The sequence below is a fragment of the Kribbella sp. NPDC020701 genome (genome assembly GCF_055562215.1).
In genome coordinates this window covers 120,032-137,798 of record NZ_JBVHFT010000021.1, presented here as the reverse complement: position 1 = coordinate 137,798, position 17,767 = coordinate 120,032, and the positions used below count along the sequence as shown (strand labels likewise).

The following is a 17,767-nucleotide window of genomic DNA, read 5'->3' as shown; positions in this document are numbered from 1 at the left end:
ACTGCCGACCAGACTTCCCGGCGCTCCAGGCCCAACCCTCTCCCATCAAGCAGGCGATACGCAAACACCCAGCGCCGTGTCCGCGGTGCGGCGAATGCGACGTACGGCGGGAAGCCGTTCGTGGTCCTTGATGTCGGTGAGGACGGTGTCGAGGCGTGGGGTGGTGGCTTCGCCGATAGCGGGTCGGACGTGGTTGTTCAGGGCGCGCCGGTAGGTGTCGAGGGAGGTGTGAGCGTGTCCCGTCGGCGACCAGTCCTTCGAACCTTCGCTCCCACAGGTCGAGGAGGTGGTTGATCCGGCGCGGTTCCGGAGTTTGGTGAGCAGGGCGGTTCGTGCGGCGGTCTTGGTTTTGCCGGTGGCGGTGACGGCGCGGACTTTGCCGTCGTGGTCGCGGAACTTGGCGTGGGTCAGGTGCTTGGCGGGTTTGCCGATCGTGGTGGTCTTCGTGGTTCTGGTGGAGATCTGTCCCCAGGTTCCGATGGGCAGGGGTGGTGGCCTCGGCAGGTGTTGCCTCCAACCGGTGTGAGCGTTGCCTGTTCAACACGCGGCCGGTGTGGAGGATCGGCGAGGTCGTTAAGGTCGCGAACCGATGTGATGTGACGCACAGTCACGATCAGGTGATGGCTGCAAGGTCGAGCGACCGGGAGAGATGCGTGGCTGAAAGGTCGAATAGAGGTGACCTGCAGGCATGAAGAAGCCCAGGTCACCGTGGTGACCTGGGCTTTTGTGCGCTGCCAGGGACTCGAACCCCGAACCCGCTGATGTGCAGCCGAGGGTGATCATGGTTTGTCGATGATGAGCGAAAGCTCTTATTCATAAGGGATCCGGTGCCTGCGTGGCCTGCGTGAGTTCTCATCGCTACGCGTCCCTTCGCGCTGATTAGGGTGCGTAAACAGGTGCGTTTGGAGTTCCCGTGCGATGCGCAGCCGCTGCTCGGCGACCTGGCGCGAGCTTCCTCTTCGCGGGTGGCTTCCCCCCTCGGCCCGTTCCGCGGCCTCATAGGCGCGCCACGTGCGCAGGCTGGCGCCGATGACCGCTGCAATCCCGATGAATGCGACCAGACCGAAGGCGTCCCCTCTGACGACCGAGCCGGCGGCGGCCGCGTCAGGCCGGCCGCGGACGCCGGCGGCGGGTACCCATCTCCGAGGCCCGGGGCGCGTGGCCGACCGGCGGCCAGGACGTGGCACCGAGCTCCCGCGAGACCGACCGTGCGGCAGTCCGCAGGCTCGCGACGACGCCGGCCGGGACTGGCCAATCGCTGGTCGGGGCGACAAGGCCCATCGAACCCACCGCGCCCCCGAGCCTGTCGCTGAGAACGGCCGCGAGGCCGCACTCCCCGAGCACGGCCTCCTCGACCTCCTCGGCGATGCCGGTCACGCGAACCTCGTCGAACTGCTTGCGGAGCGCGCGGGCATCGGTCATCGTCTCACCGGTCATGCTGCGGAGGGTTCCTCCGTCGAGGAGCCCTTCAGCGGCCTCCTCGTCGAAGGCGAGGATCGCCTTGCCGAGCGCTGACGCATGGGCAGGAATCACGATGCCGACCTCAGGCATCTGGCGCGAACCGTCAGGCCGGGGCTCGTGGTGCACCACCACGACGTCCTCGGCCATGGCCACGGCGGTGCGTACGGCGAGACCAGTGCGGCGGGCGAGATCCTCGGCCCAGGGCGCGACGCGGGACCGCAGCTCGAGGGTGTCGAGGTAAACGTTGCCCAGGGTGAGCACGGCCGGGCCGAGGCGGTACTGACCCGAGTCGTGCTCCTGCACGATCATGCGGTGGACGAGAAGAGTGCGCACGATGCCGTGAACGGTGGACGGTGGAAGGTCGAGGCGCTGAGCGATCTCGCCGAGGCTGAGCCGGTGACCGCCCTGGAGCACGGTGAGGATGCGCAGCGCGCGGTCGACGGACTGGATCAACTCGTCACTCTCCAAGCCAGCTCAGATCGGGTCGGCGCAAGGTATTGCGCGGTGTCAAGCAGCAGCGTACCTTCGAGCACCATTCGACATTATCGAATGGTATTCCAAGCAATGCCGAGGCCCGCCGGGCGCTCGGTGGAGGAGATGCCATGAGCGAACCGTCCACTCCCCAGAAGATCGCCTCCGAGGTCATCGGGACCGCGTTTCTCGTCTTCATCGGCGTCGGGTCGGTACCTGCGACCCTCATCGTCAACGGCGACGCCCCCTTCACCATGGCCGACCTCGGGATGATCTCGCTCGCGTTCGGGACCATCGTCGTGGCGACCGTCTACGCGTTGGGTCACATCAGCGGCAACCACATCAACCCCGCCGTCACCCTTGGCCTCGCCGTAACCAGGAAGTTCCCGTGGAGGCAGGTGCCCACCTACCTCGCCGCGCAGGTCGTCGGCGCGACGATCGGAGCCGCGGCCATCATCGCTGTACTCGGCGACAAAGCGAGCGAGGTGGGCCTCGGCGTCGCGTCGTACGCCGACACGGTCGGTGTGCCGCAGGCGTTCGCCGCGGAGTTCGTCGGGACCTTCATCCTCGTGTTCACCGTGCTCGGCGTGATCCATCGAAAGGCGCCGGCCGGGTTCGCGGGCGTGGCCATCGGCCTGGTCGTCTTCGCGGCCATCATCCCGGTCGCCCCGGCCACGGGCGCCTCCATCAACCCTGCTCGCACCTTCGGCCCGATGTTCGTCCTGCAACTGGCGGGAGGCACGGTGAAGTGGGAGCAACTGCCGGTCTACGTCGTCGCCGAACTCCTCGCCGGAGCGCTGGCGGCGCTGCTCTACCAAGCCCTCGTCAAGGGTGTCGGCGAGGTCGTCGAGTCCCCCGACAGCACAGTACCGGCGCCCTTGCTGGCCGAACCCGCCAATCGCGCCTGACCTCCCGCCTCCACCTGAAGCCCGACCAGCACGAGGAGCCAGTCCCGTGAAGAAGCTCATCAATGACCCAGCCAACGTCCTGTCCGAGTCACTGCTCGGTGTCGATGCCGCCCATCCGGAGCTGCGCGTCGACCACGAGCACAAGGTGATCTTCCGTGGCGATGCGCCGCGGCCGGGAAAGGTCGGCCTTGTCTCCGGAGGTGGTTCGGGGCACGAGCCCCTGCACGGAGGCTTCGTCGGTCACGGGATGCTCGACGCCGCCGCCTGCGGCGAGGTCTTCACCTCGCCGGTCCCCGACCAGATCACGGCCGCCACGAACGGTGTCGACGGTGGAGCCGGCGTGCTGCACATCGTGAAGAACTACACCGGCGACGTGATGAACTTCGAGATGGCCGCCGAGATGGCCGGCGCGACCGGTGGTGCCGAGGTCGTGGCCGTGGTGACCGATGACGATGTCGCGGTGCAGGACAGCCTGTACACCGTGGGTCGCCGCGGTGTCGGCGTCACCGTCCTGGTCGAGAAGATCGCGGGTGCGGCCGCGGAGGCGGGGCGGAGTCTGTCCGACGTCGCTACCGTCGCCCGGCGGGTGAACGCCGCCGGCCGGAGCATGGGCCTGGCTCTGACGTCCTGCACGGTGCCCGCGGCAGGGAAACCCACCTTCGATCTGCCGGACGACCAGATCGAGGTCGGCATCGGGATCCATGGGGAGCCCGGCCGGACACGCGTGCCGCTCGCGCCCGCGGCCGAGATGGCCAGGATGCTCGTCGATCCGATCCTGGACGACCTCGAGTTCTCCGGCGACGGCGTCCTTGCCTTCGTCAACGGCATGGGCGGAACGCCCCTGATCGAGCTCTACCTGATGTACCACGAGATCGACCGGCTGCTGGCGAAGGCAGGAGTTTCGGTGACCCGGTCGCTCGTCGGGAACTACATCACCAGCCTGGACATGGCCGGTTGCTCGGTCACACTTCTCAAGCTCGACGACGAGATGCTGCGGCTCTGGGACGCCCCGGTGCGGACTCCGGCTCTGCGGTGGGGCCTGTGAGCACGCCGCCGGTACCAGAGGTGCGGGCTGTGGTCGACGCAGAGGCGATCCGATCCTGGCTGAGCCTGTTCGCGGCGGAGGTCGCCCGCAACCGAGACCTCCTCACTCGGCTCGACGCCGCGATCGGTGACGCCGACCACGGCGCCAACCTGAGCCGGGGCACATCGGCCGCGGTGTCTGCCCTCGCCGGTGACGCCGCAGTCTCGCCGGGAACCCTACTGAAGACGATGGGGATGACGCTCGTGAGCTCGGTCGGAGGTGCCAGCGGCCCGTTGTACGGCTCTCTGTTCCTCCGGATGGCAGGCAGTGCGGGCGACGTCGACTCGCTCGACGCGCCGGCGTTCGCCGCGGCTCTGCGCGCAGGTCTGGACGGTGTCGTGGCCCGCGGACGTGCACAGGCCGGGGATAAGACGATGTACGACGCACTCTCGCCCGCCTGCGACGCGTTGGACTACGCCGTCACGGCTGGGAAAGACCTGGGCCACGCGTTGTCGCTCGCGACCGCGGCGGCGGACGCCGGGTGCAACGCCACGATCCCGATGCTGGCGCGGAAGGGTCGGGCGTCCTACCTCGGCGAGCGCAGCGTGGGACACCAGGACCCGGGCGCAACGTCGGCAGCGCTGCTGATCTCCGCCGCGGCACGGGCGCTGTCCGGGGACGTGTCGCAGTGACGGGCCTGGTCGTGGTGTCCCACAGCCGGGCCCTGGCCGAGGCGGCGGCGTCGCTCGCGGCAGAGATGCTGCACGGCTCCGAGGTCCGGATCGCGGTGGCCGCCGGCTTGGACGCGGCGACGTTCGGGACCGACGCGACCGCGATCGTGAAGGCGATCGAAGCGGCCGATGACGGTGCGGGCGTCGTGGTGCTGATGGACCTCGGTAGCGCGGTTCTGTCCGCTGAGATGGCTCTGGACATGGTCGACCCCGATGTCCGGGAGCGTGCGGTCCTGTGCGCGGCCCCGCTCGTAGAGGGGCTCGTCGTGGCTGCCGTCGCCGCGGCGGGCGGCGCGACCCCCTCGGAGGTCGCAGCCGAGGCGGTCGGGTCGCTGGCCGCCAAGCAGGGGCATCTGGCCGCGCCCCCACCGGGCCCATCGATCGTGGCTGACCTCTCGGCCGCCGACGGGCTACCCGCGGACACCAGCAACCAGACGCCGACGTACACAGCGGTTGTGAAGATCGCCAACCGGCACGGCCTGCACGCGCGACCCGCCGCCCGGCTGGTCCAGGAGTCCCGTCTGTTCGACGCCCGGATCGAGCTACGCAATCTCGACACCGGGGCAGGCCCCGTTCCCGCCACCAGCCTGTCCCGGGTCGCCACCCTGGGTGCGCTCTGCGGCCATCGGGTGGAAGTGGCCGCGACGGGCAGCCAAGCTCACGAGGCCCTGAATCACGTCCTCGCGCTCGCCGATCGTCGTTTCGACGAGCAAGACCAGACCAGCGCAGCCGGACCTCAGAGATCCACCGGACATCGCGCGCACGGGACACCGATGCCGGCGTCGCCCGGCATCGCCATCGGTCCGGCGGTCTCGATGCGGGCAGCCGACGTCGAGATCCCAGACGAGGTGCCTGGCGACAGACCGACTGAGTGGCGACGCGTCCGGGCCGCGATCGCCGAGGTTCGACGCGAGATACAGCGGATCCGGGTCGCGGCCGCACGCGAGGGCGGCGAAGGCGAGGCGGCCATCTTCGATGCCCACCTCATGCTCATCGACGACACCGATCTCCTCGACAAAGTTCGCGCCCACATCGCGGCAGGCCAGGCGGCACCGCGCGCCTGGATCGACGCGATCGCGTCCGTCGAGGCGGAGTTCGCGGGCGTCTCGGACGAGTATCTGCAAGCCCGCGCCCTCGATGTTCACGCGGTCGGGCAGCAGGTAGCGCGTGCGCTGACCGGCGCGCCGGCGATCAGCATCGAGGGCGAGGGCGTGCTGATCGTCGATGACCTTGTCCCGGCCCAGGTGGCCGACCTGGACACCTCGCGAGTGACGGGCATCGTCATGGCCGCGGGGAGCCCGACAAGCCACAGCGCGATCCTGGCGCGGTCCCGCGCCATCCCCACTGTGGTCGCTGCCGGACCAGCTGTGCTGGACGTACCATCCGGTACGACCGTTGCCGTTGACGGTACGACGGGACGGGTCTTCGTCGACCCCGGCGAGGAGACGCTTCGTGAGCTCGACGCCGCCGACCGGCAAGCACGGGCGAAGACCGCGCTGGCGAGGGCGGGAGCCTTCTCGCCGGCCGTCACGCACGACGGGGTCGAGGTCCTTGTCGGGGCCAACCTCGGATCCGTCCCGGACGCGCGCGCAGCCGCTGACAACGGCGCCGAACTCGCCGGCCTGGTCCGCACCGAGTTCCTGTACCTCGGCCGGCACCAACCACCCACGACCGAGGAACAGATCGAGGTCTACCGGTCGCTGGCCGACGCACTCGGCGGACAACGCCTGACCCTGCGGACCCTCGACATCGGAGGCGACAAGCCGCTTCCGTACGTACCCCAGCCGCCCGAGGCCAATCCATTCCTGGGTATGCGGGGCATCCGGCTGGCACTGGCCCAGCGCGACCTCCTCGACGACCAGCTCCGTGCAATCGTCGCGGTAGCCTACGAGACGCCCGTCAGCGTGATGTTCCCGATGGTGAGCACCGTCGACGAGCTCGCGGACGCGCGGCATCACCTCGACCGTGCGATCCAGCTCGCTGGCCGCGGTCGGCCGGCGGGACTGCAAGTCGGGATCATGGTCGAGGTCCCGGCCGCGGCCCTCAAAGCAGATGCCTTCGCGCCGCACGTCGACTTCTTCAGCGTCGGCACCAACGACCTCACCCAGTACACCGTGGCCGCCGAGCGGGGAAACCCGTCAGTCGCCTCGCTGGGCGACCCGCTCGACCCTGGCGTGCTGCACCTGATCCGGGCTGTCTGCCGGGCCGCCGAAGGCCGCTGCCTGGTCGCCGTCTGCGGCGAGCTGGCGGCCGACGAAGCGGCGACTCCACTACTGGTGGCACTCGGCGTCCGCGAACTCAGCGTGGCACCGTCCTCCGTCGCTGCCGTGAAGCAGGCCGTCCGTCAGATCGACCGTGCCGCAGACGCCGACCTGGTACACCGCGCCCTGACTGCGGCAGGACCCCGAGACGTCCGCGCGATCCTCGGCTGATCCGCACAGTGTCGGCGGGCGCCGAGTGTGGTGTGGGGTTCGGTCGTTGTGGGGTCGATGGCGAGGGCGGCGGTGCTGCCGAGTTCGCAGGCGGATGTGGACGGTCGTCAGCTGGACGTCAGCGGCGAAGGAGTCGTGGTTGAAGCCGACGATCGAGATCTCTTCGGGGACCCGGAGTCCGGCGTCGCGGAGTGCCTGCCTGGCGCCGGCGGCGACGTGGTCGGTGTGGGCGAGTACGCCGGTGAAGCTGGGCGGGCCGGATTCGGGAACCTCGCGCATTCGGGCGTACCCGGTCACGCGGTTCCAGGCCGGACGGATCTCCAGATCGCGGATCGGGCCGCCCGTCCTGAAGTCGTCTCGGCTCGAGGAGACAGGATCAGACGTTGCGATCCGTATCGTCTGGTGCCGGGCGGTCGCAGGTGGTGGTGAGAAGGACGGGGGCGTTGGTGTCGGATGAGGTTTGTACGGCGGTGAGGGAGTCGAGGACGTGGAGGGCGAAGGTGGCGTTTGCTCGGTGGGGGCCGCCTTCGATGGCGGTGGCGAGGTCGTTGACGCCGAGGCCACGGCGGGCTTGTTCGCGGGTGCCGACGGCGCCGAAGAGTTCGGTGACCGGTGGTAGGACGACCCACGCGTCGTCGGTGTGGCGTTTGAGCCGGACGTCGCCGTCGAAGTGATTCGGGTTCGCCAGCGAGAGGGTGCCGCGGGTGCCGTAGACCTCGATGTGAGGCAGGTCGCTGTCCCAGACGTCGAAGCTCAGCTGGGCGGAGGCGATGACACCGGAGGCGAAGGTGAAGATCGCCGCCGCATGGGTCGGTACGTCGACCTCGATCGTGTCGACCGCGCGGTTCGGAGACGTCACGGTCCGCACGGCTGCCCCGATCCGGCTCGAGGCGCTCACCGAGGCGACCGGGCCGAGGAGGTTGACCAGGATCGCGAGTGAGTACGGACCCATGTCCAGGACAGGCCCGCCGCCGTCCCGGAACAGGAACCGTGGATCCGGATGCCACTTCTCGGCCTTGCTGTGACCGATGAAGAAGGACGCGCCGATCGGCTCGCCGATGAGGCCGTCGTCGAGCGCCTTCCGCGCGGTCTGGCTCGCGCTGCCGAGGAAGGTGTCCGGCGCCGAGCCGAGGATCTTGCCGGTCTGCGCGGCCACATCCAGTACGGCTCGAGCGTCGTCGACCGTGGTCGCCAGCGGCTTCTCGACGTACACGTGCTTGCCGGCCCGTAGCGCGGCCGTGATCGTGGCAGCGTGGTGCACCGGCGGCGTGAGGTTGACGACGATGTCGATCGAGTCGTCGGCGTACAGGTCCTCGTCGTTGCCCCAGTCCGGGATGCCGAACTCGTTCGCGGCCTCCTTCGCCCGGGTGGTGTCGATGTCGCCGACCCGCGCGATCTCCAGCGACGGGTAGCGGCTCAACCCGGTGACGTAACGGCCGAAGATGTTGCCACTGCCCAGGATTCCGAGGCGATGGTCGGCCATTACCGACCGCCTCCGAAGGTAGCCCGCATCCAGGTCGCAGACGCGACGGCGCTCTCGTACGGGTCGTCGATGTCGGGCTTGTCCACCTCGACCATCAGCCAGCCGCCGAAGTCGTTGCCCAGGGCACCGAGAATCTCGACCAGCGGCAGCTCACCGCGGCCCGGCTCGGCCCACAGACCGGACCTGACGATCTTCTTGTAGTCCCAGTCCCCGGAGCGCCCCTCCCGACCGACGCTGAGACGGCAGTCCTTCACGTGCACGAACGGGATCCGGTCGGCGTAGTCGCTGATCAGGGCGCCGACGTCGACGCCGGCCCAGGCGAGGTGACCGGTGTCGGGCAGGAAGCCGAGCTTGTCGGCCGGCACTGCTTCGAGGACCGCGCGGCCCTCGCTGTCCGTCTCGCACCAGGTCCCGACGTGCGGGTGCAGGGCCGGGCGTACCCCTTCAGCCGTCATCACGTCGGCGATCTGGCCGATCAGCCCGGTCACCGACTCCAGTCGCGCGGCCTCGGCGTCGTACCCCTGCGCCGGATGCAGCACCCGGACGGCGTCCTGCTTCATCCCCATGCCGAGCCCGATGTCGGCGAGTCCGAGTTCCGCGTGCTGCCGCGCAACCTCGCGCGCGCTCGCCAATACGTCGCCCTCGGTGCCATCGCGCCCGTCCGAACGGCAGACGAAGTACCCGGGTGCCAGGGCCAGGCCGGCCTCGCCGACCGCCGCCTGGTACTGCGAGACGGACCAGTCGGCCGGTACCGCGGCCATCACGCCGTCGAAGCCGGCCTTCTTGACCAGTGCGAGCTGCTCCGTGGGCTCAGGCGCCTTGGACGGGTCGAGCCAGCCGTCGTCGGTGGCCATCCACTGGATCGGGTTGAGCGCGAGACGCGAGCTGGGCAGTGCGGTCATGGTCGTCCTTCCATCGGGGTCAGGCCGTCGTCGCATGCTATGGACGATGCGGCTGGAGGGGTCAGCGTCGTGGTCCGGTAGGCAAACCGATCGCGACCTTTCCGGTCACATGGCCGGCCTCCACCAATGCGAGTGCATCACCGGCTTCGGCGAACGGGAACACGTGCCGGACACCGGGATCGACTTTCCCGTTCGCGACCAGCTCGGTCAGTACGGCGAGCACCTCCGGATCCCCGCTGCGCTTGAGCGGACGAGCGCCGTACTGCGCAAGCACGTCCGGATCCGCGACGCCCAGGATCCGATCGCCGGTCACGTGGTGCAAGGCATCCCCACCGACCAGATCGAGTACGGCGTCGGCCCGCGGCGGAGGCTGGTCATGGTCGTAGGCAACGGCTCCGAGTGACTCGACGTAAGCATGTTTCGCCAGGCTGGCCGTCCCGGCCACCTCGATCCCACGCATCATCGCCAGTTGCGCGGCAACCGTGCCCACGCCGCCGCCGACCCCGAGGATCAGCAGGCTCTCGCCGGGTTTGAGGTCCAACGCTTCGAGTGCCTCGTACGCCGTACCGGCCGCGATCGGAAGCACACAGGCGTCCGTGAACGACAGGCCGGCGGGCATCCGGGCCGCGCGGTCCGCGGGGAGGAGCGCGACCTGGGCGTATCCGCCGCATCCACCGACCGTCGGCCCACAGATCCGGTCACCTTCCTGGAAACCGGATCCGGACCGGAGCACGGTTCCGGCCACTTCGCGACCGAGGACGGCGGGCAACTCGAGTGGGAGGAAGGCGCGGTGCTTGCCTTCGCGGACCTTCCAGTCGACTGGGTTCACCCCGGCCGCGTGTACCGCGACGAGCACCTCGCCGGAGCCGGGTTCGGGCATCGGAAGGTCGAGGAAGCGCTGGAATTCAGGGCCGCCGTACTCAGTGAATCCATAGGCGAGAGGCATGGCACCGGACGCTAGCCGCGGGGGTGCGAGTCCCGGCCGGACGGTGTTCCGGTCAGCGAACCGAGTCCGGCACGGGCGCGATCCGGCCGCCCTATGGTGTGGCGATCACTGCGAGGACCGGACCCCGATCCGGTCGCCGCCCCGGCGTTTCCTCACTGCGCTTCGCACTCCGTTCACGGCAGGTGTCAGGACTAGCTCGAGGAGTTTCGATGTCACTCAAGAAGACAGCGGTAGCGGCGGCTGCCGCCGTGGTGATGCTTGCCGGCACCGCGTGCAGTGCCGCCAACCAGAACGCAGGCCAGACCGGGCAGGCCGCGCAGAGCACCGGACCGGTCCACAACGGCGGCAAGCTGGTCGTCGCCCAGGCCTACGACCCCGACCCGGCGTCGTTCCTGAAGACCGCGATCGGCAACATCGTGACGGAGTACGCCGTCCTCGAGACGCTGACCCTGATCGACCCGCAGACCGCCGAGCCCAAGGGTGTGCTGGCGAAGTCCTGGACGCTCGCTCCCGACGGCAAGGCCATGACGGTCCAGTTGCGTGATGACGTCACGTTCCACAGCGGTCGCACGCTCACCGCCGCGGATGTCGCCTTCACGCTCGCCAAGGCCAAGGATCCCGCCGTCGGCGCCGCCAACCAGAAGATCGCCGCGCAGATCGCGGCCGTGCAGGTGAAGAGCGATGACGAGCTTGCGCTGACCTTCGCCAAGCCGCTGCCGAACATCTTCGACCTGTTCGAGACGATGCCGATCCTGAACAAGGACGCGTATGCCGACTACGCGGCCGGCAAGAAGGTGGACGGCACCGGCCGGTTCGAGTGGCAGTCGTTCACCCCGGGCGGCAAGGTCGAGCTCACCAAGTACGCCAAATACCGGGACGTTGCCAACACGCATCTCGACGCCATCGAGGTCAGCATCGTCAAGGACCCGACGGCTCTTGTCTCGGCGATTCGGAGTGGAAGGGCGCAGTATGGGGTCGGAGTTGCTCCGGTGGACGCGAGGAGCCTGGGCACGCAGCAAGGGTTCGCGCTGCTCAGCTCGGGCGGTGCCGCGTTCCACCTCGGCCTGGACGTGACCAAACCGCCGTTCGACAACAAGTCCGTGCGTCAGGCAGTCCAGTACGCGATCGACCGCGACCGCATCGTGCAGCAGGCCGAGGGTGGCAAGGCCACCGCCGCCAGTCTGCCGTGGCGGCCGTCGACCGTCGGCTACGACAGCGCACGGTCCGGCCACTACACCTACGATCCGGCCAAGGCGAAGCAAATGCTGGCCGCGGCAGGAGTCAAGCCTGGTACGACGTTCGACGTGGCGACCGCTGACGGCCCCGAGTCACTGGCCATCTTCCAGATCGTCAAGAACAACCTCGCGGCGGTCGGCCTCGAGGCGAAGCCGGTGACCATGAATGTGCCCGACTACCAGCAGAAGCTGGCCACTCGCACCTTCCGGACCGCGGCCGTCCTGATGCAAGCCAGTAACGGTGCTTCACCGGCGACCGCGATGGTCAGTAGGCCCGAGCTGTCAGCTGAGCAGAACATCACCTTCTTCAAGACCCCGGAGTACTCCGCCATCGCGCAGGCGGTGTCGAACGCGAGCACCAAGGCCGCCCAGGAGAAGGCGCTGAACGACTTCGACAGCTACTTCCTCGACCAGGCGTTCGCCGTCGCGCTCATCACCCGTCCCACCCTCACGGTACGGTCCACCTCGCTGAACAACATCGTCGCGACCCAGATGGGCTTCCTGAACCTCGGCCAGTCCTGGCTGAGCGACTGAAGGGCGCGACCCGATGATCAGGTTCCTGCTCCGCAAGACACCGTCGGTCCTGTTCGTGCTGTTCGCCAGTTCGGTCATCGCGTTCTCGCTGCCGCGGCTGGCGCCGGGTGACGTCGCGGTCGTGCTGGCCGGCGAGGATCCCGACGCGCAGACGATCGCGGCGATCCGCGAGCAGCTGGGGTTGAACAGGTCTCCGCTGGTGCAGTACTTCGACTGGATCGGGGGACTGTTCCAGGGGAACCTGGGGGAGTCGTTCCTGCTGCACCGCAGTGTGGCGAGCCTGATCGGGGACCGGATCGGGAGCACGCTGGAACTGGCCGTGCTGTCGACGGTCTTCGTGATCGTGATCGGCGCCGGGCTCGGGATCCTGGCGGGTTCGGCCCGGATCGGCTGGGTCCGGGCCCTGCTGGACTTCACCGACAGCCTGTTCGTGGCGGTGCCGTCGTTCGTGGTCGGGCTCGGACTCATCCTCGTGTTCGGGGTGTTCAACCGCTGGCTGCCGGTCAGTGGAGAGGTTGGGGTGCTGTCCAACCCGGCGATCGGGATCCAGTACCTGGTGCTGCCATCGCTCGCGCTCGCCCTGGGACCGGCGGCGGTCGTCGCCCGATTCATCCAGACCGAGATGGCGACGATGCGGAAGGCGGAGTTCGTCGATCTGGCCGTCAGCAAGGGGGCGTCGCGGCGGCGGATCACCTACCGGCACGTGTTCCGCAACAGCCTTGGCAGCGCGGTCGTGGCCGTCGGTCTCCAGGTCGGGCACCTGCTGGCCGGTGCGGTCGTGATCGAGGCGATCTTCGCCCGTAACGGTCTCGGCCAGTTGGCCGTCACGAGTGTGCAGTCCCGGGACTTCACAGTCTTGCAGGTGCTGATCCTGGGTGCCGTCTTCGTGGCGGTCATCTGCCAGCTCGGCACGGAGATCATCTTGGCCGCGCTCGATCCCCGCATCCGGTTGGGAGACTGACGATGACGAACCTCCAGGTGACCAGCGCCGGCCTCGCCAGGACCCGCCGGCTCAATCCGACGGTCGCGCGCTACCTGTCCGCGTTCCGCACCCCGCGCGGCATCATCGGGGTGACTGTGCTGGGCATCCTGGTGCTCGCCGCGTTGCTCGCGCCGGTCCTGTTCCCCGGCGGCTATGACCAGCAGAGCAGTACGTCGCTGACCGGTCCGTCGGCCGCACATCCGTTCGGCCTCGACGAGTTCGGACGGGACGTCCTGACCCGCAGCGTGTACGGGTTACGAATCGACCTCAGCCTGATCTTCGCCGCCGTACCACTGAGCATGGTTCTCGGGATGACGCTCGGACTGGCCGGCGTGATCTCGGAACGGCTCGGGGCCGCGATCCAGCGCCTGCTGGACGTGATCGTCGGGTTCCCGGGTCTGCTGCTCGGCATCTGCCTGGTGGCGATCCTCGGCCCGGGCTGGCCGGCGTTGTTCCTCACGATCCTGATCTCGGGCATCCCATCTGCGGGCCGGCTGGCTCGGGCGGCGTGGCTGTCCCAGCAGTCGCGCGAGTACGTGTTGGCCGCTCGGGTGCTCGGCGTACCGAGGTGGCAGGTCATGACCCGGCACATCGTGCCGAACGCAATGGACTCGGCAGTGGTCAATGCGTCGATCTGGATGGTGATCGCCGTGTACATCGAAGCGGGGTTGAGCATCGTCGGACTCGGTGTCCAGCCACCGACACCGAGTCTCGGCGTACTGCTGAACAACGGGCTGCGGTTCGTCACCCAGGCGCCGATGTACCTGATCGGTCCCGGGCTGATCCTTCTTCTGCTCGCGGTGGCGTTCAGCCTGATCGCGGACTCCCTCAACGAGGCGGTGAACCGGTGAACAATCCAACGGTGGTGCGGACGGCCGCTCGATCGAGAGGCGAGGAGAGTCGAGCTCTGCTCAGGGTCCGGAATCTGCGGACCGAGTTCAGGATCGGTCCGGACCGCATTCGGGCCGTCAACGACGTCAGCTTCGACATCCAGCCGGGTGACGTGCTCGGCATCGTGGGTGAGTCCGGCTCAGGCAAGTCGGTGACGGCGCGCTCGATCATGCGGATGGTCCGTGCTCCGGGTGAGATCGTCGGTGGCTCGGTCGAGTTTGACGGCGAGGATCTGCTCGCGCTGCCGGAACGCGAGATGCGGCGCCGGCGGGGGAGCGGCGTGGCGATGGTGTTCCAGGATCCCCAGGCCGCGCTGAACCCAGTGATGACGATCGGTGACCAGATCATTGAGGCACTCACCCTGCACGGCACCAGCAAACGGGATGCCCGGCCACGCGCGGTCGAGTTGCTGGGCCAGGTCGGCATCCCGGATGCGGCGGTGAAGATCGACCAGTACCCGCATCAGTTCTCCGGTGGGATGCGGCAGCGCGTGGTGATCGCGATCGCCCTCGCGAACGATCCGGTGCTGCTGATCGCGGACGAGCCGACCACCGCGCTGGACGTGACGATCCAGGCGCAGATCCTGCGTTTGTTGCTCAAGCTGCGCAACGACCTCGGCCTGGCTATCGCGATCATCACCCACGACATGGGAGTGGTCGCGGAGATGTGTTCGAAGGTCGCGGTCATGTACGGAGGCCGCATCGTCGAGCAAGGGGCGGTCGAACAGGTCCTTCGCACCCCACGGCATCCCTACACGGCCGCACTGCTGGCTGCGATGCCACGGCTCGACGATGAGCGCCTGGGGCAACCATTGCCGGCCATCCCGGGTTCGCCGCCCGATCCGGCGGCACTTCCGCCAGGCTGTGCCTTCGCGCCCCGGTGCCGGTTCGTCGAGGACGGCTGCCATCACGACATCCCGGCCTTGCTCCAGATCGGCGACGAGGGACAGCTGTCCGCGTGCTTCGTGGCACAGCGAGGTGTCGGGATCGATGGTGTCGTCGCCCCTGACCTGGTCGAGATCCAAGAGAGTGCTCCCCGTGGGTCTTCTCCGGTGCTGGAGGTTCGCGACGTCCGCGTCGACGTCGGATCGCGGCGCCGGGGCTTGTTCCACCGCGAACCTTCGGTGTACGCCGTTGATTCGGTCAGTCTCGCGGTGCACGCGGGCGAGACGGTCGGCCTGGTGGGCGAGAGTGGTTGCGGCAAATCGACGCTTTCCCGCAGCATCGTCGGCATCACGCCGGTGGCCGGCGGGTCGGTCGAGGTCGAAGGCCATGACGTCACGTCGATGGGCGACGAGCAGCTCGACCGGATCCGTTCGTCGGTGCAGTACGTGTTCCAGGACCCGTACGCCTCGCTGAATCCCCGCCGCACCGTACGCCAGTCACTCGCAGAGGCCCTGTCGCTGCGAGGTGTCCGAGGGGCGGAGCTGGAAGCGGAGTCTCTCGCGCTGATGGACCGGGTCGGTCTGCGGCCTGAGTACCTGGATCGCTACCCGCACGCGTTCTCCGGTGGCCAACGGCAACGAATCGGGATTGCCCGGGCGCTCGCCCGCCGGCCGAAGGTGCTGATCCTGGACGAGCCGGTGTCCGCCCTGGACATGTCGATCCAGGCGCAGATCATCAACCTGCTCGAGGAGCTGCAACGCGAGCTTGGTCTGGGCTACCTGTTCATCGCGCACGACCTGTCGGTGGTGCGTCACCTCAGCGACCGGGTCGCGGTCATGTACCTCGGCCGCATCGTCGAGACCGGCACGGCTGCCGAGGTGTACGGCGATCCGCAGCATCCGTACACCGTCGCACTGCTGTCCTCGTCGCCGACGCCCAATGTCGAAGAGCGGACCCGGGAACAGATCGTCCTGCAAGGCGATCTACCGAGTCCCGCCAATCCACCGTCCGGCTGCCGGTTCCGCACCCGCTGCCCGATCGGCCCACTCACGCATCCCGACCGGAACATCTGCGTGGAACAGGATCCCGAACTGATACCGCGCCGGAACCGCCAAGCCGCCGCGTGCCACTTCCCAGGAGAACTCGTATGACGATCGACGCCGCGGTGGACCGACTCCGCGAGGCGGCCCGAACGATGACCCCGTGCCCACCCGTGCGCGACCTGATCGGTCGCGACGACATCAGTACGGCGTACGCCGTCCAACGGGTCCTGGTCGCGGACAGACTGGCCGGCGGCGCCCGAGTGGTCGGCCGGAAGATCGGCCTGACCTCACCGGCGGTCCAGCAACAGCTCGGTGTCGACCGGCCCGACTTCGGGGTGCTGTTCGCCGACATGGAGATCGCGAACGGCGGCGTCGTACCGGCCGGGGTGCTGTTGCAGCCGAAGGTCGAGGCCGAGGTGGCGTTCATCATGGGGCGTGACCTGGACGAAGACGGTGACGTCCGGGATGCGGTCGCGTTCGTGCTGCCCGCCTTGGAGATTGTCGACAGTCGGATTGCAGACTGGGACATCAGCTTCGGCGACACCGTCGCGGACAACGCGTCGAGCGGTCTCTTTGTGCTCGGCGACGCCCGTACGGCGCTCGCCGAGGTCGAGCCGGCCGACGTGCGGATGACGATGCGCCTCGACGGCGAGACCGTGTCGGAAGGATCCGGCAAGGCCTGCCTCGGCGACCCGCTCAACGCACTCGCCTGGCTGGCGCGGACCGCCCGAACCTTGGGCGAGCCACTGCGCGAAGGCCAGATCGTCCTGTCCGGTGCGCTCGGACCGATGGTCGCCGTGACCTCGGGTGCCCGGGTGGACGCGGAGCTTGCCGGGCTCGGCCGCGTCGCGGTCACCTTCAGCTGAAAGGAACTCATGGAACGCACCAAGGTCGCCGTGATCGGGTCGGGCAACATCGGCACCGATCTGATGATCAAGATCATGCGGCTGTCGGAGACGCTCGAACTGGCCGCGCTGGTCGGTATCGATCCAGCCTCCGACGGGCTCGCCCGTGCCGCCCGGATGGGCGTGACCACGACCCACGATGGTGTCGAAGGCCTGATTGCTCTCGACGGCTTCGACGAGATCGGCATCATCTTCGACGCGACGTCGGCGAAGGCCCACGAGGTGAACGCGCGCGCACTGGCGCCGTACGGCAAGCGGCTGGTCGACCTGACCCCGGCGGCACTCGGACCGTACGTCGTACCCGCGGTCAACCTAGGCGACAACATTGCCTGCGGCAACGTCAACATGGTGACGTGTGGCGGCCAGGCGACGATTCCGATCGTCGCGGCGGTCAGCCGGGTTACCGAGGTGGTGTACGCCGAGATCGTCGCGTCGATCGCGTCGAAGTCGGCCGGTCCCGGGACCCGGGCCAACATCGACGAGTTCACCGAGACCACGGCGGCCGCGATCGAGAAGGTCGGCGGCGCCCGGCGCGGTAAGGCGGTCATCGTGCTGAACCCGGCCGAGCCGCCGCTGGTCATGCGCGACACCGTGCTCTGCCTGATCGACGCTGCGGACGTCGCGACCCACGATCGGATCCGGGAGTCGATCCGGGAGATGGTCGATGTGGTGGCCGGCTACGTGCCGGGCTACCGGTTGAAGCAAGAGGTCCAGATCACCGCGGTGCCGAAGGACCAACCGGTGCACACACTGACCGGCGGAGAACCGCTGAGCCATCAGGTCTCGGCGTTCCTCGAGGTCGAAGGCGCCGCGCACTACCTTCCCGCGTACGCCGGAAATCTCGACATCATGACGTCCGCGGCACTGGCCGCGGCGGAGAGGATGGCCCGGGCATGACCGCGTTGATGCCACGCCTCCGGCGCGGCGGGTCATGG

Annotated in this window: 14 protein-coding genes and 2 pseudogenes; 11 read left to right on the top strand and 5 right to left on the bottom strand. The window is 68.5% G+C overall.

All coding sequences use genetic code 11. The annotated features are described in order from the left end of the window. Positions 1 to 1,104 precede the first annotated feature (1,104 nt). Positions 1,105 to 1,914 (bottom strand): IclR family transcriptional regulator, encoded by an 810-nt coding sequence (locus tag ACZ3HV_RS38045; protein WP_465691837.1) that lies wholly within the window; start codon positions 1,912 to 1,914, stop codon positions 1,105 to 1,107. A 149-nt stretch (positions 1,915 to 2,063) separates the two neighbouring features. On the opposite strand from ACZ3HV_RS38045, the gene ACZ3HV_RS38040 reads away from it, so the two are divergent. The 5 genes and pseudogenes from ACZ3HV_RS38040 to ptsP all read left to right on the top strand — a co-directional run bounded on the left by ACZ3HV_RS38040 (position 2,064) and on the right by ptsP (position 7,027). After that, on the top strand, positions 2,064 to 2,840 hold the full coding sequence (locus tag ACZ3HV_RS38040; RefSeq protein ID WP_465691835.1) for an MIP/aquaporin family protein: 777 nt from the start codon (positions 2,064 to 2,066) through the stop codon (positions 2,838 to 2,840). Positions 2,841 to 2,886: 46 nt separating this feature from the next. Continuing rightward, complete coding sequence (dhaK, locus tag ACZ3HV_RS38035; RefSeq protein WP_465691833.1) at positions 2,887 to 3,885, top strand: dihydroxyacetone kinase subunit DhaK; 999 nt, start codon at positions 2,887 to 2,889, stop codon at positions 3,883 to 3,885. A 20-nt stretch (positions 3,886 to 3,905) separates the two neighbouring features. Next, positions 3,906 to 4,556, top strand: coding sequence for a dihydroxyacetone kinase subunit DhaL (gene dhaL / locus ACZ3HV_RS38030; RefSeq protein WP_465691849.1), 651 nt, complete (start codon positions 3,906 to 3,908; stop codon positions 4,554 to 4,556). Then, positions 4,553 to 4,954: pseudogene (dhaM, locus tag ACZ3HV_RS38025) on the top strand (dihydroxyacetone kinase phosphoryl donor subunit DhaM); the annotation flags it as partial. The gene dhaL and the pseudogene dhaM, both read left to right, overlap by 4 nt. Before the next feature lie 24 nt (positions 4,955 to 4,978). Further along, the gene (gene ptsP, locus ACZ3HV_RS38020) at positions 4,979 to 7,027 is read left to right on the top strand and encodes a phosphoenolpyruvate--protein phosphotransferase (protein WP_465691847.1); all 2,049 of its coding nucleotides are present in this window, start codon (positions 4,979 to 4,981) and stop codon (positions 7,025 to 7,027) included. A gap of 99 nt (positions 7,028 to 7,126) precedes the next feature. Here ptsP and ACZ3HV_RS38015 read toward each other — a convergent pair. The 4 genes and pseudogenes from ACZ3HV_RS38015 to ACZ3HV_RS38000 form a co-directional block, all read right to left on the bottom strand. Then, a pseudogene (locus tag ACZ3HV_RS38015) lies at positions 7,127 to 7,306 on the bottom strand (substrate-binding domain-containing protein); the annotation flags it as partial. Between the two features lie 97 nt (positions 7,307 to 7,403). Beyond that, complete coding sequence (locus tag ACZ3HV_RS38010) at positions 7,404 to 8,510, bottom strand: Gfo/Idh/MocA family protein (protein WP_465691831.1); 1,107 nt, start codon at positions 8,508 to 8,510, stop codon at positions 7,404 to 7,406. Next, on the bottom strand, positions 8,510 to 9,412 hold the full coding sequence (locus ACZ3HV_RS38005; protein WP_465691829.1) for a sugar phosphate isomerase/epimerase family protein: 903 nt from the start codon (positions 9,410 to 9,412) through the stop codon (positions 8,510 to 8,512). The genes ACZ3HV_RS38010 and ACZ3HV_RS38005 overlap by 1 nt, the downstream gene beginning before the upstream one ends. Before the next feature lie 61 nt (positions 9,413 to 9,473). After that, positions 9,474 to 10,358 (bottom strand): NADP-dependent oxidoreductase, encoded by an 885-nt coding sequence (locus ACZ3HV_RS38000; RefSeq protein ID WP_465691827.1) that lies wholly within the window; start codon positions 10,356 to 10,358, stop codon positions 9,474 to 9,476. Positions 10,359 to 10,567: 209 nt separating this feature from the next. Between ACZ3HV_RS38000 and ACZ3HV_RS37995 the strand changes: the two genes are divergently transcribed. From ACZ3HV_RS37995 to ACZ3HV_RS37970, 6 genes are read left to right on the top strand one after another with little or no spacing between them, the layout of a single operon-like run. Continuing rightward, entirely contained in the window at positions 10,568 to 12,127 is a 1,560-nt protein-coding gene (locus tag ACZ3HV_RS37995) for an ABC transporter substrate-binding protein (RefSeq protein ID WP_465691825.1), read from the top strand. Positions 12,128 to 12,140: 13 nt separating this feature from the next. After that, on the top strand, positions 12,141 to 13,088 hold the full coding sequence (locus ACZ3HV_RS37990) for an ABC transporter permease (protein ID WP_465691823.1): 948 nt from the start codon (positions 12,141 to 12,143) through the stop codon (positions 13,086 to 13,088). 2 nt (positions 13,089 to 13,090) lie between these two features. Further along, positions 13,091 to 13,960, top strand: a complete 870-nt coding sequence (locus tag ACZ3HV_RS37985; protein WP_465691821.1) for an ABC transporter permease — start codon at positions 13,091 to 13,093, stop codon at positions 13,958 to 13,960. After that, positions 13,957 to 16,035, top strand: a complete 2,079-nt coding sequence (locus ACZ3HV_RS37980) for an ABC transporter ATP-binding protein (protein ID WP_465691819.1) — start codon at positions 13,957 to 13,959, stop codon at positions 16,033 to 16,035. Before ACZ3HV_RS37985 ends, ACZ3HV_RS37980 begins: the two co-directional genes overlap by 4 nt. Further along, on the top strand, positions 16,032 to 16,793 hold the full coding sequence (locus ACZ3HV_RS37975) for a 2-keto-4-pentenoate hydratase (RefSeq protein ID WP_465691817.1): 762 nt from the start codon (positions 16,032 to 16,034) through the stop codon (positions 16,791 to 16,793). The genes ACZ3HV_RS37980 and ACZ3HV_RS37975 overlap by 4 nt, the downstream gene beginning before the upstream one ends. 9 nt (positions 16,794 to 16,802) lie before the next feature. Beyond that, complete coding sequence (locus tag ACZ3HV_RS37970) at positions 16,803 to 17,729, top strand: acetaldehyde dehydrogenase (acetylating) (protein ID WP_465691815.1); 927 nt, start codon at positions 16,803 to 16,805, stop codon at positions 17,727 to 17,729. The last annotated feature ends 38 nt before the right edge of the window (positions 17,730 to 17,767 follow it).

Coding starts and splice junctions, on each gene's coding strand:
- ACZ3HV_RS38040 (WP_465691835.1), top strand. CDS start 2,064: ATGAGCGAACCGTCCACTCCCCAGAAGATCGCCTCCGAGGTCATCGGG.
- ACZ3HV_RS38010 (WP_465691831.1), bottom strand. CDS start 8,510: ATGGCCGACCATCGCCTCGGAATCCTGGGCAGTGGCAACATCTTCGGC.
- ACZ3HV_RS38005 (WP_465691829.1), bottom strand. CDS start 9,412: ATGACCGCACTGCCCAGCTCGCGTCTCGCGCTCAACCCGATCCAGTGG.
- ACZ3HV_RS38000 (WP_465691827.1), bottom strand. CDS start 10,358: ATGCCTCTCGCCTATGGATTCACTGAGTACGGCGGCCCTGAATTCCAG.
- ACZ3HV_RS37995 (WP_465691825.1), top strand. CDS start 10,568: ATGTCACTCAAGAAGACAGCGGTAGCGGCGGCTGCCGCCGTGGTGATG.
- ACZ3HV_RS37990 (WP_465691823.1), top strand. CDS start 12,141: ATGATCAGGTTCCTGCTCCGCAAGACACCGTCGGTCCTGTTCGTGCTG.
- ACZ3HV_RS37985 (WP_465691821.1), top strand. CDS start 13,091: ATGACGAACCTCCAGGTGACCAGCGCCGGCCTCGCCAGGACCCGCCGG.
- ACZ3HV_RS37975 (WP_465691817.1), top strand. CDS start 16,032: ATGACGATCGACGCCGCGGTGGACCGACTCCGCGAGGCGGCCCGAACG.
- ACZ3HV_RS37970 (WP_465691815.1), top strand. CDS start 16,803: ATGGAACGCACCAAGGTCGCCGTGATCGGGTCGGGCAACATCGGCACC.